This is a genomic window from Gordonia sp. DT30 (assembly GCF_049844915.1).
Classification (GTDB): Bacteria; Actinomycetota; Actinomycetes; order Mycobacteriales; family Mycobacteriaceae; genus Gordonia.
Genome location: NZ_JBNCLY010000022.1, coordinates 26,383 through 40,586 on the forward strand (window position 1 = coordinate 26,383; position 14,204 = coordinate 40,586).

Below are 14,204 nucleotides of genomic sequence, written 5' to 3' on the forward strand. Positions count from 1 at the left end.
TAGCACTTGCTTGGTAGGCTATGCTAGCGGTCATGGCCTCGATCGATCTCGCTGACAGGTCCCTCGACCTCGGCGAATGGGCAGCAGCGACGCCCGACGCAGACGCGGTGTTCACCGCCGCGGTGCGCGAATGGCTGACCGAGAACCTCGTCGGCGACTTCGCGGCACTGCGCGGACGCGGTGGCCCGGGCAGCGAGCACGAGTTCTTCGCCCAGCGGCTCGAATGGGATCGTTATCTCGCACGCGCCGGATGGACATGTCTGGGCTGGCCCGTCCGCCACGGCGGGCGCGGTGCGACCCTCGACCAGCGCATCATCTTCCATCAGGAATACGCGCGTGCCGACGCGCCGGCACGCGTGAACCACCTCGGCGAAGAGCTCCTCGGCCCGACACTCATCGAGTTCGGCACCGAGGAACAGAAACAGCGCTTCCTGCCGGGGATAGTCGACGTCACCGAACTGTGGGCGCAGGGGTACTCCGAGCCCGGCGCCGGCTCGGACCTGGCGGCCGTCTCCACGTCCGCGCGACTCGAAGACGGGCGCTGGCACCTCGACGGGCAGAAGATCTGGACCTCGTTGGCGCACGTCGCACAATGGGCGTTCGTGCTGTGTCGCACCGAACCGGGCTCGACGCGCCACCATGGTCTGAGCTTCCTGCTCGTCCCCCTCGACCAGGACGGCATCACCGTCCGGCCCATCCAACAGCTCACCGGCACATCGGAATTCAACGAGGTCTTCTTCGACGACGCGGTCACCGACGCCGATCTCATCGTCGGTGAACCCGGTGGCGGCTGGCCGGTCGCGATGGGGCTGCTGCAGTTCGAGCGGGGTGTCTCCACCCTCGGTCAGCAGGTCGGTTTCGCCCGCGAACTCGAGGCCGTCACCGCGCTTGCCCGGCGCAACGGGGCTCTGGACAACCCGGAGATCGCCACCCGCATCGCCCGCGCGGGCATCGGGCTGCGCGTGATGCGCGCCCACGCCCCGGCCGTCATCGACGCCGCACCCGGCGCCGACTCGGTGGCAAAACTGTTGTGGGCCAACTGGCATCGCGATCTCGGCGAGCTCGCCATGGATGTGGTGGGGGCGGCGTCATTGATCGGACCCGACGCGACGGTCGAGGGCGTACCCAACGACATCACCGATCCCGAGCACGTCGAACTCGACGAATGGCAACGGCTGTACCTGTTCACCCGCGCCGACACCATCTACGGCGGCTCGAACGAGGTACAGCGCAACATCATCGCCGAGCGGGTGCTCGGCCTACCACGAGAGGCACGCGTATGACCGTCTCGGACAGTCGGACCCATCGGTCCCCGTTGGCCGACCCGCCCGCGGAGACCCCCGGACACGGGCTACTGGCGGGCCGCAAGGTCGTCGTCACCGCCGCGGCGGGCACCGGCATCGGATTCGCGACCGCCCGGCGGGCGTTGCTGGAGGGCGCCGAGGTACTCGTCAGCGACTGGCACGAACGCCGTCTTGCCGAGGCGCAGGCCGAGCTGGCGGCCCAGTTCCCCGACCAACAGGTGGCGCACGCCGTCTGCGACGTCTCCGACACCGGCCAGGTCGACGCGCTGATCTCCCGCGCCGCAGACGAACTCGGCCGCATCGACGTCCTCGTCAACAATGCAGGCCTCGGTGGCGAGACCCCCGTCGCCGACATGACCGACGAACAATGGGATCGCGTCATCGACATCACCCTCAACGGCACGTTCCGGGCGACCCGCGCCGCGCTGCGCTACTTTCGCGCCGTCGAGCACGGCGGCGTCATCGTCAACAACGCGTCGGTACTCGGCTGGCGCGCACAGCGCGGACAAGCCCATTACGCCGCGGCGAAGGCCGGCGTGATGGCACTGACGCGGTGCGCCGCAATCGAAGCCGCCGATGTCGGGGTCCGGATCAACGCCGTCGCACCCTCGATCGCCAAACACCCGTTCCTCGCCAAGGTCACCAGCGACGACCTCCTCGACGAACTCGCCGCACGCGAGGCCTACGGCCGGGCGGCCGAAGTGTGGGAGGTCGCCGCCACCATCGCCATGCTCGCCAGCGACTACACCACCTACCTGACCGGTGAGGTCGTATCCATCTCCAGTCAGCGCGCCTGACCCCGAATGCCCAGCAGGAGAACACATGTCCGCACCGCAGGCCTACATCGTCGACGCCGTCCGTACCCCGGTCGGCAAACGCAACGGTTCGCTGGCCAAGACACATCCCGCCGATCTCGGTGCACACGTCATCAGCGCGATCCTCGAACGCACCGGCATCGACCCGATGGTGGTCGACGACGTGGTCTTCGGCTGCGTCGACGCGATCGGGCCGCAGGCCGGAAACATCGCGCGCACGGCGTGGCTCGCGGCGGGCGGCCCGCTCGCGATTCCCGGCACCACCGTCGACCGGCAGTGCGGATCGTCCCAGCAGGCCATCCATTTCGCGGCCCAAGGCGTGTTGAGCGGCACGCAGGACGTGGTGCTCGCCGGCGGCGTGCAGAACATGAGCGCGATCCCGATCAGCCAGGCGATGATCGCCGGCCGCGAGTTCGGATTCACCACACCCACAGCCGAATCGGTCGGCTGGCGCGAACATGTCGGCGACGCCGAGATCTCCCAGTTCGCCGGCGCCGACGCGATGGCGCAGAAGTGGGATATCAGCCGTGCGGACATGGAGGCCTGGGCGTTGCAGTCGCATGAGCGGGCGCGTCACGCCATCGCCGAGGGGCGATTCGACAACGAGACCGTGGCGCTGGGCGACTGCGTCGTCGACGAATGCCCGCGTGAGACGTCGCTGGCGAAGATGGCGGGGTTGGCGCCGCTGGCCGACGGCTCGCGGCTGACCGCGGCGGTTGCCTCGCAGATCTCCGATGGCGCGTCGGCAACCCTCGTCGTCTCCGAACGCGCACTCGCCGAACACAATCTGACGCCCCGGGCCCGGATCCATCACCTGTCGGTGCGCGGTGACGACCCGGTGATGATGCTGTCGGCGCCGATCCCGGCCACCGCCTACGCATTGGAGCGGGCCGGGATGAGCATCGACGACATCGATGTCATCGAGATCAACGAGGCGTTCGCCTCGGTGGTGCTGGCGTGGCTGAAGGAGACCGGCGCCGACCCGGCCAAGGTCAACCCCAACGGCGGCGCCATCGCGCTCGGCCATCCGCTCGGCGCGACCGGGGCGAAGCTCTTCGCGACCCTGCTCAACGAACTGGAACGCACCGGTGGCCGCTACGGCCTGCAGACCATGTGCGAGGGCGGCGGTACCGCCAACGTCACCATCATCGAGCGCCTGGGCTGACTGCTCGCCGCCGACGGCACTCGGCGAATCTGAGTACGGGAGAATCTGGGTACGGGCGTTGCCACATATCTGTGACGTGGCGCATACTATGGCAGAGCGCGCGGAGGGACGAGCGGACCAACCATGGGAGAGTGTCGATGACCAAGCCTGCTGATGTGACCGGCACAACCGGGGGACATGTCTCCTCCGAGACGCATTCGATGACCGAATTGCTGGAGATCCAGCGCGCAGCCTTCCTGCGCGACGGTATCCCCGATGCGGCGACGCGCATCGACCGGATCACCCGGCTCTCGTCGCTGCTGCTCGATCACGCCGACGAGATCGCCGACGCGCTGACCATCGACTTCGGCTCCCGCCCGAGGGATCTCAGTATCGCTGCCGACATTGCCGGGTGCATGGTCGACCTCACCCACCAGCGGCGCGGGGTCCGGGAGTGGATGGCCGATACGGTATCGGCGCGAGTCCAGGGCGCGCTCGGGTTCAAGCAGCGGGTCCGGCATGATCCGCTCGGGGTCGTCGGCATCATGGGCCCCTGGAACTTTCCCCTGCAGTTGACCTTCGTGCCCGCGGGTTCGGCGTTCGCTGCCGGCAACCGCGTGCTGATGCGCCCGTCCTCGATCACCGCGCGCACCACCGAGGTGATCGCTCGGCACGCGCCCGACTACTTCTCCATCGAGGAGCTCGCGGTCATCACGTCCAAGCACGGGGGCGGATCGGATTTCGCGAAGCTCAAGGTCGATCACCTGTTCTTCACCGGTTCCCCCGAGGTGGGTGCATCGGTGGCGCAGGAGGCCGGCAAGAATCTGGTGCCGGTGACCCTGGAACTCGGCGGCAAGAACCCGGCCGTCGTCGACGTCTCCGCCGACATCGACAAGGCCGCGACGATGCTCGCCGACGCCCGCATGGTCAACGGCGGTCAGGTGTGCCTGTGCCCCGACTACGTCTTCGTGCCGGAGGCCCGGCTCGGCGAGTTCACCGACAAGATGATGGCGCGCTGGACCGCCAACTTCGCCACCATCTACGACAACCCCGAGTACACCTCGACCATCAACCAGAAGAACTACGACCGCATCATCGGTCTCATCGACGACGCGGTCTCGCTCGGTGCCGACAAGCGACAGGTGATCCCCGGCGGCGAGCCGCTGCCCTCGGCGGAGCGCCGAAAGATCCCGCCGACCCTGCTGACCGGCGTCAAGTCCGGCATGAAGATCACCGAGGACGAGGTGTTCGGCCCGGTGCTCACCGTCTACCCGTACCGCGACCTCACCGAGGCGATCAGCTACATCGCGAGCCACCCGCATCCGCTGACGATGTACTGGCGTGGCGACGACAACGACAACTTCGTGCGCCTCGCCGACAACACGCGCAGCGGGTCGATCATCAACGACTTCGCGCTGCACATGTTCGGCGCCGAACTCCCGTTCGGCGGTGTCGGGCGCAGCGGCATGGGCGCCTACCACGGCAAGACCGGCTTCGACACGTTCAGTCACGCACGCGCCGTGGCCTTTTCGACCATGCCGGTCAGCATCGCCGAGATGATGGCGCCGCCGTTCACCAATCGTGACAAGCGGATGACCAATCTTCAGATGAAGCTGTGGACCAAGCTCAATGCGCGCGCACAGAAGAAGGCGCGCAAACGCTGATCGCTCGCACCGCCACCCCCGTACCCAAGCACTTGCTAGGGTACGGGGGTGGCGTCACGTAACGGTACTTCTCGTCGCGACGAGCTGTTGACGACGGCGGGTCGGATGTTCGCCGAACAAGGGCTGCGCTCGACGACGGTGCGCGACATCGCCGACGCCGCCGGCATCCTTTCCGGCAGTCTCTACCATCACTTCGACTCCAAGGAGTCGATCGTCGACGAGATCCTGCGCGGCTTTCTCGACGGCCTGTTCACCCGGTATCAGCAGATCGCCGGCGCCGGGCTCTCCGCGGCACAAACGTTGCGGCAGTTGGTGATCGCCTCGTTCGAGTCGATCGACGCCGACCACAACGCGGTCGCGATCTACCAGGACGAGGCCAAACGCCTTGCACCGCAGGATCGTTTCGCCTACATCCGGGAGCGCAACACCGAATTCCGGTCGCTGTGGCATGCGGTGCTCGCGCGCGGGGTCGCCGACGGCGAGTTCCGCGCCGACCTCGACGTCGAACTCGTCTACCGCTTCTTGCGCGACACCGTGTGGGTGGCGGTGCGCTGGTACCGGCCCGGCGGATCGCTCTCGGTCGAGCAGATCGCCGACCAGTACCTGTCGGTCGTGCTCGACGGAATCCTGCCGCGCTGAGGGCGTTTCGGCCGGGCGCAGTCCTGGCGCAGCAGGGTTCTCACGCCTTGTCGAACACATCACCGGGCGACTGCGCCGCGGCGGCTCGTACGAGCCAGCGGCGCAACACGGCGGTGTCGGTGCAGGAATCGATGCGGTCACGCTCGGCGGCGGTGAGCTCGATGCCGCGGTCGGCGAGGAGGTCGTGGATTCCCTCGACAAGCCCCTCGGCGATGCCCTGGTTGTAGTAGCGGCGTGCGAAGTCACTCGTGTACCGCTCACCGGATGTCACTGTCACGAGTTCCTCCAAGTAGTCGCCGTCGTCGTCGGACAGGATGCTCAATACCAGGTCAGTGTAGTCACCGATCTCCGCCGTGTACTCCCCGAACGCCTGCACCAATCGAGCCAGCGTCTCCTTGGTGATCTCGTGGGTCAGCAAAGACAACACCGCCACCGGCGGATCGGTGTCCGGCGAAATGATCGGCACCTGCGCCGGACCGATGACGACCGGAATCACCTGCGACCGGCCGCCGAGCACGATCGGGGTTCGTGCCCACTCGGCCACCACGTCGGAGGCGCACACCACCATGAGCACAACCGGGCAGGCCAACCTCGATCGCAACGACACCACATACTCCGGCCAGACATACACCTTGGTGTCGTCGATGCTGCGTTGCACTTCGTAGACCACTCCCAGCAGTGGGCGGCCATCCGGGTCACGCACCGTCACCACCGAATCTGCCCGGCGCTCCTTGTGGGTGACCTCGGTCAGATCTGGAGATTCCAAGGTCGCCGAATCGTACTCGGGGACATCGAGATCGGTGAGAGCTGAGAGAACCTCGACCGGGAACGCCGGCTGACGGCGCACCAGGTCGATCAGAACCTCATGCTCATCCGACGGCATTCCGCAACGCTAGACCCGAAACCATCGACCACCGGAACCGCCATCCACAGGCACCTGCGCAGGATTTTCGGGCGGCTGGTGAATCCGGTGATCAGTGTCCGGTCGTGAAACGTTCCCGGTTGTGCTTGTGCTGTTCAATCTCGTCGACGAATGCCAGCGTGAAGTCGGCGCTCCGAAGATGACGATGTGTGTGCTCATGGCCGGGATCGCCGCGCTCACCGCAGCGCATTCCCGTCGGCGAGCGCAGAGATACGGCTGAGCAGCCGGGCGACACCGGTGATCGGCGGGGCGCCGCGGCGTCCGAACTCGTCTCGGCCGACGGCGCTGTGGATCGTCACGGGTGCGTCGTGTTCATAGAGCACGTCGATCGCGTACACGAAACGTTGTGCCGGTTCCCGCTCGCAGGATGACAGGTCGGGTACCTCGGTGATGGTCCACGATCGGTGGCGACGGACCAGGCGTAGATAATCGGTGGCGCCGAGAGGTCGGGCGCACAGCTCGCCGAATCGCACCCCGAGATGGTCGGGGCCGGCATCCCAGGCGAGCAGCGACCGGCCGTCGAGCCGCACCTCGACGCCGGGGCGAGACTCGGCCGCATGCTCCGTCGAGACCGGCGGCGTCACGATCCACCGCCCCGACGCGAAACCCGACTCATGGTGTGCGTGGGTGCGATAGTCCGTGCCCGCATCGAGTTCGATTACCCGGCAGTGCGTTTCGATCAGCCCGATGGTCGGGATGAAGGTGTGATGCATCAAGGGATTCGGCATCAGATCCGGCGGTCGGCAATTGGAGCTGAGGACGACCCGGACACCACGTCGAATCGCGGTCTCGAGCAGTCGGTGGACGAAGATGCCGTCGGCGCGGTCGTCGACGTTCAGTTCGTCGAAGCACAGTAGACCGACGCCGGACAGCAGGTGATCGACCGCGCCGGCGAGGCCGTGGTGCTCACGGATCAACACGTGCAGATCCCTGGCGAATTCATGCCAGTGCACACGCATGACAATTCCGGTCGGAAGCGCTGCCGCACAGGTGTCGAGCAGCCAGGTCTTGCCGGTGCCGGGCGGACCGACCAGGTAGACGTTCCCGGTGCCGGAGAGCGCGTCGACAGCATGCAATTGGGCGGCATCGAGGAAGAAGCCGGCATCTTGTGCGGTGCGCCGAAAGGCTTCTGGATCGATGACCGCCCGGTGAACCCGCCTGGTCGGTAACAAGCCCATGCCGCGAACTCTACCAATGTAGAGTCCGCCGATGGACGCCGATAGGATGTGAGTCATGCCTCGTCCGGGTCGCCGTCTGTTGATCGCCGACGCCGCAATCGAACTCGCTGCCGCCGGTGGCAACCACGCGGTCACGCACCGGGCGATCGATCAACATCTCGGCTTGCCCAACGGGTCGACCTCGTACTACTTCCGCACGCGGGGCACGCTGATCGCCGCGGCAGCGGATCGATTGATCGCCGTGTCGCAGGGCGCTTTCAGCAAGCTCACCGGCAGCGCGGACCGACCGCCGATCGAGGTGATCGCCGACTACACCACCGAACTCGTGACCGAGCGCCGCGCCGAGGTACTCGCCCGTCAGGCGCTGCTACTCGAGACCGGTTTGTCGGCGGATGTGCACGAGCGGCTGGCCCGGTGCTTCTTCTCGGTGCCGGCGGCCACCGCACTCATGGCGGGTAGGCCGGCACCGGCGGTCGCCGCGAATCAGTTGATCACGGTCCTCGAGGGAATCGTGTTCGCCCACACCCAGGGGGCCGATGCTACGAGGACGCGTGGGCGCCGACGTGCGATCCGCGGTCTCCTCGCCGAGACCTGCCCGCATCTGGTCGATGCCGAATAGCTCTGTCCGGAAGGGAAAGTCAGCCCAGCGCGCCCAGCGCCTTGAGCCGTTCGTGTGCCTGGGACATGATCGTCTGGACCAGATCGTTGCAGCTGGGCAGGTCCTCGATCATGCCGACCACCTGCCCGGAGGCCAGTACGCCGGCATCGGTGTTGCCCTCGACGAGACCGGCGCGCAACAACATCGGGGTGTTGCCTGCCATGATGATCTGCTGCCAGGTGCGCTCACCCGAGCGGCGCATCGCCCGTCCGTCGCGCAGCATCGCGGTCCAGCGCATCCCGGTCAGCTGCTTGAACTCGTTGGCGTTTCGGGCGGCGGCGACCAGAGCCGTCACCGCATTACCGCTTTCGAGCGCCTCGATCAGCGGGGTGCGCAGCACACGATGCGGCATCCCGTCGACCTTGCGGGACACCACAGTGTCGGTCAGGCCACGCCCGAGGTACTGCTGCTTCACCGAGTCGGGTACCGCAGAGTCGGAGGTGAGGAGGAATCGGGTGCCCATCGCGACGCCCGCGGCTCCGTAGGCCAGTGCGGCGGCGAGCCCACGGCCGTCGAAGAATCCGCCGGCCGCCACCACCGGCATGTCGAAGCCGTTGTCGGACAGTCCGTCCAATACCGAAGGCAACAGCAAGGTGGTCGCCACCGGGCCGGTGTGGCCGCCCCCCTCGCCGCCCTGCACGATCACCGCGTCGGCACCCCAGGACGCCACCTTGACCGCATGTTTGGCCGCGCCGATCGACGGGACGACCACCACGCCGTGGTCCTTGAGCTTGGCGATCAGATCCTGCTTGGGGGCGAGCGCGAACGACGCGACCTTCACCTGCTCCCGGATCAACAGGTCGATGCGCTGCGGCGCGTCGGTGGCGTCGGCGCGGATGTTGACCCCGAAGGGCTTGTCGGTCAACGACTTCGTCTTCGCGATCGCCGCGACGAGTTCGTCGTAGGTCATCGTCGCCGATGCGAGGATGCCCAGACCGCCGGCATTGGACGTGGCGGCGGTCAACGACGGCCCGGACACCCAGCCCATCCCGGTCTGCACGATCGGGTACTCGATGCCGACGAGTTCGGTGAAGCGCGTCGGCAGCGCGGCCGCGCGGGCCGGCGACGGTTGACCGGCGGTGTCGTTCACCTGACCTCCCGGTTCCGAACACCCTTGGGATCGAGCACATCCCGGATCAGCTCCAGCTCGGCATCCGACGGCGCCCGCGTCTGCGGTGCGGTGTCGAGTCCGGCGACCTCGAACGACGTGTTGTCTGCGACCTCGCGAGCATCGACACCCGGATGCAGCGACAGTGCGCGCATGGTGTGGTCGGGGCCGCCGAAGTCGAAGGCACCGAGATTGGTGACGACCCGATGGATGTCGACGTCGTCGAAGGCCGGGTTGCCGGGATCGACCTTGTCGAAGCCGATTCCGGACACGATGTCGACCGTCTCGCCGAACACGCGGGCCGAATGCCGTGCCACCCAATAGCTCGTCGGGTGATTGATCGTGTTGCCGGGTGCACCCCGGACCCCGAACATCTGCCGCGTCGGCTGCTGCAACGGGCCGAATGCCGACAGATTCTGGTTGCCGAATCGGTCGATCTGGTTGGCGCCCATGACCACATGCCGCCGTCCGGACGCGACGACGTCGAACACCTTGGAGAACGGCATCCACCCCTCGATGGGACCGGTCCGTCCGATCGGCGGCGTGTCGGCGAGGATCAGCGCCTCACCGTCGGTGATCAACAGATCCGGTTCGAACGTCAGTCGCGCCAGCCGGGCGCCCAGCAGCGGGATCGGCGCCATCGGCGACGCCATGATCTCGCCTGCGCCGCGGAAGATCTCGGCACACGCGATCACGCAGTGTTCGGCCCGGGTGATCTCGGTTGTCGCGGTGGTCATTCGGCGTCCTCCTGCTCGGCGCGCCAGGTGGTGACCTCGCGCTGGTACGTCGGCTCGTCGACCTCGAGGAACCGGGCCCGGAAGGCGGCCCACGCGTCGGGGTCCTTGGCCGATTCCACATAGAACCGCTGGAATGCCTCGTCACGCGGATAGCCGCGGCCTTCCTCGCCGGCACCTGCGTCGCCGGCGAAGGTGAAGTGCGCGCCGCCGGGGGTGTGTACCACCCGGTCGACGTTCATCCGGTTGAGCAGCAACCGTTGGGTGGGAACGGATTTCACGAGGACCTCGGTCGAGACGAGCTGGTCGGTCTCCACGAACCGGCGTTGTGCGGCCGCGCAGAACAGGTCGTCCATGTACGGGTCGACGCCGGTGTAGGCGGCGTTGCCGCGCGCATCGGCCAGGTCCAGGTGGACGAAGGCGGCGTCGAGTCGCAATGCGGGCATGGCGATCAGGGTCTGACGGCGCCCGTCGGCGTCCGGATACGGTGAGTCGACGGTCGCCAGTTCGCCGTCCCAGAAGGTCGGCACGTCTGAGCCGAGTCCCGCGCGGATCGGGAGGAAGGGCAGTCGGGACGCGGCGGCCTGCAACCCGCACCGGATCATGCCCTCGTCCATCTCGCGCGCCTCGATGGTTCCGGTGGTGCGGGCGTGGGCGAACCACGGATCGTAGAACGGTGCGGAATCCAGCGACACGAATCCGTAGTAGGCGCGGCGTACCTTGCCTGCGGCGCAGAGCAATCCGAGATCCGGCCCACCATAGGTGACGACGGTCAGATCGGTGACCGACGAGCGGGCCAGCGCGCGCACCAGGGCCATCGGCTTGCGTCGCGACCCCCAGCCGCCGATGCCGATCGTCATCCCGTCGGCGAGCTCGCCGATCACATCGTCGAGCGTGCTGGTCTTGTCCTTGGGTGCAACGGGATTCACTGTTGCGGTCATCTAGGCGCGTCCCCCTGTGTTGAGTGCTTTTCCGGTGGCGACAAAAGCGTCCCGGTGTTCGTCGGCCACCCCGGCCAGGTTCAGCTCGAAGGTGTAGCCCTGTTCGAGGCGATAGCTGGTCTTCACGTCGACGGGGTCGATGTGGTTGATCGCGGCCTTCGCGGCCCGGATCACCCGGGTGTCCTTGGCGGCGATCTGTTCGGCGACCTCGGCGGCGGCGGCGTCGAGCTCGTCGCCCGGCACCACGCGGTACACGGATCCGAAGTGCAGCAACTGTTCTGCGGTCACGTTCTGCGCCGTGTAGTACAGCGTGCGCATCATGTGCTGGGGGACCAGCCGCGCGAGATGCGTTGCCGCACCGAGAGCTCCGCGGTCCACCTCCGGCAGGCCGAAGACCGCGCCCTCGGCGGCGACGATCACATCGGCGTTGCCGACCAGGCCGATCCCGCCGCCGACACAGAATCCGTTGACGGCGACGACCACCGGTACCGCACAGTCGTAGACCGCGCCGAAGGCGGCGGCACACCCGTGGTTGGCGGCGATCAGCGCGTCGAATCCTTCGCTCGCCTGCATCTCTTTGATGTCGACGCCGGCGTTGAACCCGCGCCCCTGCGCGCGCAGCACCACCACATGTGTCGCCGGATCGGCCCCGGCGGCGGTGATGGTGTCGGCGAGTTCGAACCATGCCGCCGACGGCAGTGCGTTCACCGGCGGGTAGTCGACGGTGACGGTGACGACCCCGGCGTCGGTGCGGGAAGTGGTGATCGGCACGCGTGCTCCTCTCGGCAAGGCGTCCAATGAACCAACCAAGCAATTGCTTGGTTGTTTGGTAGAGTAGCACCCATGACGACGACGGCGCAGGTCCCCGAGCGGCCTGCCGGCCTCCCGAGCGGGTTCGACCTCGGGCTGGCCGGGCGGGTCGTGCTGGTGACCGGTGGCGCACGCGGCATCGGACTCGGCATCGTGCGGACGCTCGCCGACCTCGGTGCCATCCCGGTCGCGTGCGCGCGACATTCCGGAGATGGGATCGAAACGATCACGGCAGCAACATTTCTCCCGTGTGACGTGCGCAACGAGGAAGCCGTGACCGCGACCCTGGAGCGCATCGTCGACACCCACGGCCGCATCGACGGCGTCGTCAACAACGCCGGTGGGTCTCCGTTTGCACTCGCCGCCGACGCCTCGTCGCGCTTCACGAGCAAGATCGTCGAACTCAACCTGCTCGCCCCGCTGATCGTGGCCCGCGCCGCACACGCGATCATGCGCGATCAGGAATCCGGCGGGGCGATCGTGAACGTCTCCAGCGTCAGCGGGCACCGCGCGTCACCGGGCACCTCGGCCTACGGAGCGGCCAAGGCCGGACTCGACAACCTGACCGCCTCGCTCGCCGTCGAGTGGGCGCCGCAGGTTCGCGTCAACTCCGTCGTCGCCGGACCCGTCGAGACCGAGCAGGCACACCTGCACTACGGCGACGACGCCGGCGTGGCCGCGGTCGGCGCGACCATCCCGATGGGCCGGATGGCACGGCCCGCCGACATCGGGTCCGCGGTGGCATTCCTGTTGTCACCGCTGGCCGCATACATCACCGGCGCCACGCTGACGGTCGACGGAGGCGGCGAGAAACCGGCCTTTTTGGATGCGGCCAATGCCGGCAACGACATCTGAATTCGTAGAAGGAGCAACAACAGTGGGAGACAACGCGTCCAACGCCGGCCGGGTGGTCGTGGTGACCGGAGCCGGGCAGGGCATCGGCCGGGCACACGCCCTGGCCTTCGCCGCCGACGGCGCCAAGGTGGCGGTCAACGATTTCGTCCCGGACGCCGCCGAGGCGGTCGCCGAAGAGATCCGGGCGGCCGGCGGTACCGCGGTCGCCGTATCCGGCGACGTCGCCGACTGGGCGAGCGCCGAGGGCATCGTCGCCGCGGCGATCGAGGAGTTCGGGGCGCTCGACATCCTGGTCAACAACGCCGGATTCGTCCGCGACCGCATGCTGGTCTCGATGTCCGAGGACGAGTGGGACGCCGTGATCCGGGTGCACCTGAAGGGCCACTTCGTCATGCTGCGGCATGCCGCCGCGTACTGGCGTGCGCAGGCCAAGGCCGGTGCGCCGCGCGCGGCGCGCGTCGTCAACACCGCATCCGGCGCCGGCCTCTATGGTTCGGTGGGACAAGGCAATTACGTCGCCGCGAAGGCCGGGATCGCCGCGCTCACCGGGCAGGCGGCCGCCGAGATGGCCGGCTACGGCGTGACCGTCAACGCGATCGCGCCGGCCGCCCGCACCCAGATGACACTCGGCGCCGGCGAGGCGATGGCCGCGCAGATGGCCGCCCCCGACGATGGCTCGTTCGACGTGATGGATCCGGCCAACGTCTCGCCGCTGGTGCTGTGGCTGGCCTCGCCGGAGTCGGTCGAGGTCACCGGGCGGGTCTTCGAGGTCGAGGGCGGCAAGATCTCGATCGCCGACGGCTGGCAGCGTAGCGTCGAGCGTGACAAGGGTGAGCGCTGGGAACCGTCCGAGCTCGGTCCGGTGATCGCCGAGATCATCGCCAAGGCGCCGGTTCCGATGCCGGTGTACGGCGCGCGCTGAGCCCACGATCTCGTACATCAAAGCCTGGGGGAGTGCCATGACCGATTCCGTGGAGTCCGATTCCGTGGCGGGCGGCCGGGTGGCCGCCGCGAAGGCCTATGTCGACGCGCTGGTGAGCCACGATGCGAGCGCAGTGTCGCTGCATCCCGACTGCACGCGTGTCGAATTGGGCGTCAAGACCGGCCGCAACGGCCCGCATATCGCGCGCAGCCTCGAGCGTGGGCCGCAATTCCGGCTGATCTACCGGGTCAGCGGCTTCGAGGCGACGGTCGACGGGCACAGCGTGTCCACGCGCTACCTCGTGCACGTGCGGCCCAAGACGCTGAAGCTGGCCGCGCCCGTGTCGGAGACTTTCGTCATCGACGAGGACAACCGCATCCGGGCGATCGTGGCCCGGTTCGGGCCGCCCCGACGTGTCGGTTGAATCAAGGCGGGCCGTGTCGGTTGAATCAAGGCGGGCCGTGTCGGTTGAATTAAGGCGGGCCGTGTTGGTTGAATTCAGTCGAGTCG

Annotated in this window: 15 protein-coding genes; 9 read left to right on the forward strand and 6 right to left on the reverse strand. The window is 67.6% G+C overall.

What is annotated here, in order from left to right; genetic code table 11:
* Nucleotides 1-32 precede the first annotated feature (32 nt).
* The 5 genes from ACLQ3C_RS17770 (at nucleotide 33) to ACLQ3C_RS17790 (ending at nucleotide 5,566) form a co-directional block, all read left to right on the forward strand.
* Complete coding sequence (locus ACLQ3C_RS17770; RefSeq protein ID WP_425706416.1) at nucleotides 33-1,283, forward strand: acyl-CoA dehydrogenase family protein; 1,251 nt, start codon at nucleotides 33-35, stop codon at nucleotides 1,281-1,283.
* Nucleotides 1,280-2,101, forward strand: coding sequence for an SDR family oxidoreductase (locus ACLQ3C_RS17775; protein ID WP_425706417.1), 822 nt, complete (start codon nucleotides 1,280-1,282; stop codon nucleotides 2,099-2,101). Before ACLQ3C_RS17770 ends, ACLQ3C_RS17775 begins: the two co-directional genes overlap by 4 nt.
* 25 nt (nucleotides 2,102-2,126) lie before the next feature.
* Nucleotides 2,127-3,284, forward strand: coding sequence for an acetyl-CoA C-acetyltransferase (locus ACLQ3C_RS17780; RefSeq protein WP_425706418.1), 1,158 nt, complete (start codon nucleotides 2,127-2,129; stop codon nucleotides 3,282-3,284).
* Nucleotides 3,285-3,421: 137 nt separating this feature from the next.
* Nucleotides 3,422-4,927 carry an aldehyde dehydrogenase family protein gene (locus tag ACLQ3C_RS17785; RefSeq protein ID WP_425706419.1) on the forward strand — a complete coding sequence of 502 codons (1,506 nt, stop codon included), beginning with the start codon at nucleotides 3,422-3,424 and terminating at the stop codon, nucleotides 4,925-4,927.
* Between the two features lie 48 nt (nucleotides 4,928-4,975).
* A complete protein-coding gene (locus tag ACLQ3C_RS17790) occupies nucleotides 4,976-5,566 on the forward strand; it encodes a TetR/AcrR family transcriptional regulator (RefSeq protein WP_425706420.1) in 591 nt (196 codons plus the stop codon).
* Nucleotides 5,567-5,606: 40 nt separating this feature from the next.
* Here ACLQ3C_RS17790 and ACLQ3C_RS17795 read toward each other — a convergent pair whose 3' ends face one another.
* Together ACLQ3C_RS17795 and zapE are read right to left on the reverse strand one after the other, a co-directional pair.
* Nucleotides 5,607-6,449 (reverse strand): hypothetical protein, encoded by an 843-nt coding sequence (locus ACLQ3C_RS17795; protein WP_425706421.1) that lies wholly within the window; start codon nucleotides 6,447-6,449, stop codon nucleotides 5,607-5,609.
* Between the two features lie 215 nt (nucleotides 6,450-6,664).
* The gene (gene zapE / locus ACLQ3C_RS17800; RefSeq protein WP_425706422.1) at nucleotides 6,665-7,666 is read right to left on the reverse strand and encodes a cell division protein ZapE; all 1,002 of its coding nucleotides are present in this window, start codon (nucleotides 7,664-7,666) and stop codon (nucleotides 6,665-6,667) included.
* Between the two features lie 55 nt (nucleotides 7,667-7,721).
* Between zapE and ACLQ3C_RS17805 the strand changes: the two genes are divergently transcribed.
* Nucleotides 7,722-8,285, forward strand: a complete 564-nt coding sequence (locus tag ACLQ3C_RS17805) for a TetR/AcrR family transcriptional regulator (RefSeq protein WP_425706423.1) — start codon at nucleotides 7,722-7,724, stop codon at nucleotides 8,283-8,285.
* A gap of 19 nt (nucleotides 8,286-8,304) precedes the next feature.
* On the opposite strand, the gene ACLQ3C_RS17810 is transcribed toward ACLQ3C_RS17805, so the two are convergent.
* The 4 genes from ACLQ3C_RS17810 to ACLQ3C_RS17825 are packed head-to-tail and all read right to left on the reverse strand — an operon-like array spanning nucleotide 8,305 to nucleotide 11,878.
* Nucleotides 8,305-9,414 carry an NAD(P)H-dependent flavin oxidoreductase gene (locus tag ACLQ3C_RS17810; RefSeq protein ID WP_425706424.1) on the reverse strand — a complete coding sequence of 370 codons (1,110 nt, stop codon included), beginning with the start codon at nucleotides 9,412-9,414 and terminating at the stop codon, nucleotides 8,305-8,307.
* Entirely contained in the window at nucleotides 9,411-10,169 is a 759-nt protein-coding gene (locus ACLQ3C_RS17815; RefSeq protein ID WP_425706425.1) for a CoA-transferase subunit beta, read from the reverse strand. The genes ACLQ3C_RS17810 and ACLQ3C_RS17815 overlap by 4 nt, the downstream gene beginning before the upstream one ends.
* Nucleotides 10,166-11,107, reverse strand: a complete 942-nt coding sequence (locus ACLQ3C_RS17820; RefSeq protein ID WP_425706426.1) for a CoA transferase subunit A — start codon at nucleotides 11,105-11,107, stop codon at nucleotides 10,166-10,168. The genes ACLQ3C_RS17815 and ACLQ3C_RS17820 overlap by 4 nt, the downstream gene beginning before the upstream one ends.
* On the reverse strand, nucleotides 11,108-11,878 hold the full coding sequence (locus ACLQ3C_RS17825) for an enoyl-CoA hydratase family protein (protein ID WP_425706427.1): 771 nt from the start codon (nucleotides 11,876-11,878) through the stop codon (nucleotides 11,108-11,110).
* Nucleotides 11,879-11,950: 72 nt separating this feature from the next.
* On the opposite strand from ACLQ3C_RS17825, the gene ACLQ3C_RS17830 reads away from it, so the two are divergent.
* Genes ACLQ3C_RS17830 through ACLQ3C_RS17840 form a run of 3 tightly spaced genes read left to right on the forward strand, consistent with a single transcriptional unit; the run spans nucleotide 11,951 to nucleotide 14,118 of the window.
* Nucleotides 11,951-12,772 (forward strand): SDR family oxidoreductase, encoded by an 822-nt coding sequence (locus ACLQ3C_RS17830; protein WP_425706428.1) that lies wholly within the window; start codon nucleotides 11,951-11,953, stop codon nucleotides 12,770-12,772.
* Nucleotides 12,753-13,694 carry an SDR family oxidoreductase gene (locus ACLQ3C_RS17835; RefSeq protein WP_425706429.1) on the forward strand — a complete coding sequence of 314 codons (942 nt, stop codon included), beginning with the start codon at nucleotides 12,753-12,755 and terminating at the stop codon, nucleotides 13,692-13,694. Before ACLQ3C_RS17830 ends, ACLQ3C_RS17835 begins: the two co-directional genes overlap by 20 nt.
* Nucleotides 13,695-13,731: 37 nt before the next feature.
* Nucleotides 13,732-14,118 carry a hypothetical protein gene (locus ACLQ3C_RS17840; RefSeq protein WP_425706430.1) on the forward strand — a complete coding sequence of 129 codons (387 nt, stop codon included), beginning with the start codon at nucleotides 13,732-13,734 and terminating at the stop codon, nucleotides 14,116-14,118.
* Nucleotides 14,119-14,204: the final 86 nt, after the last annotated feature.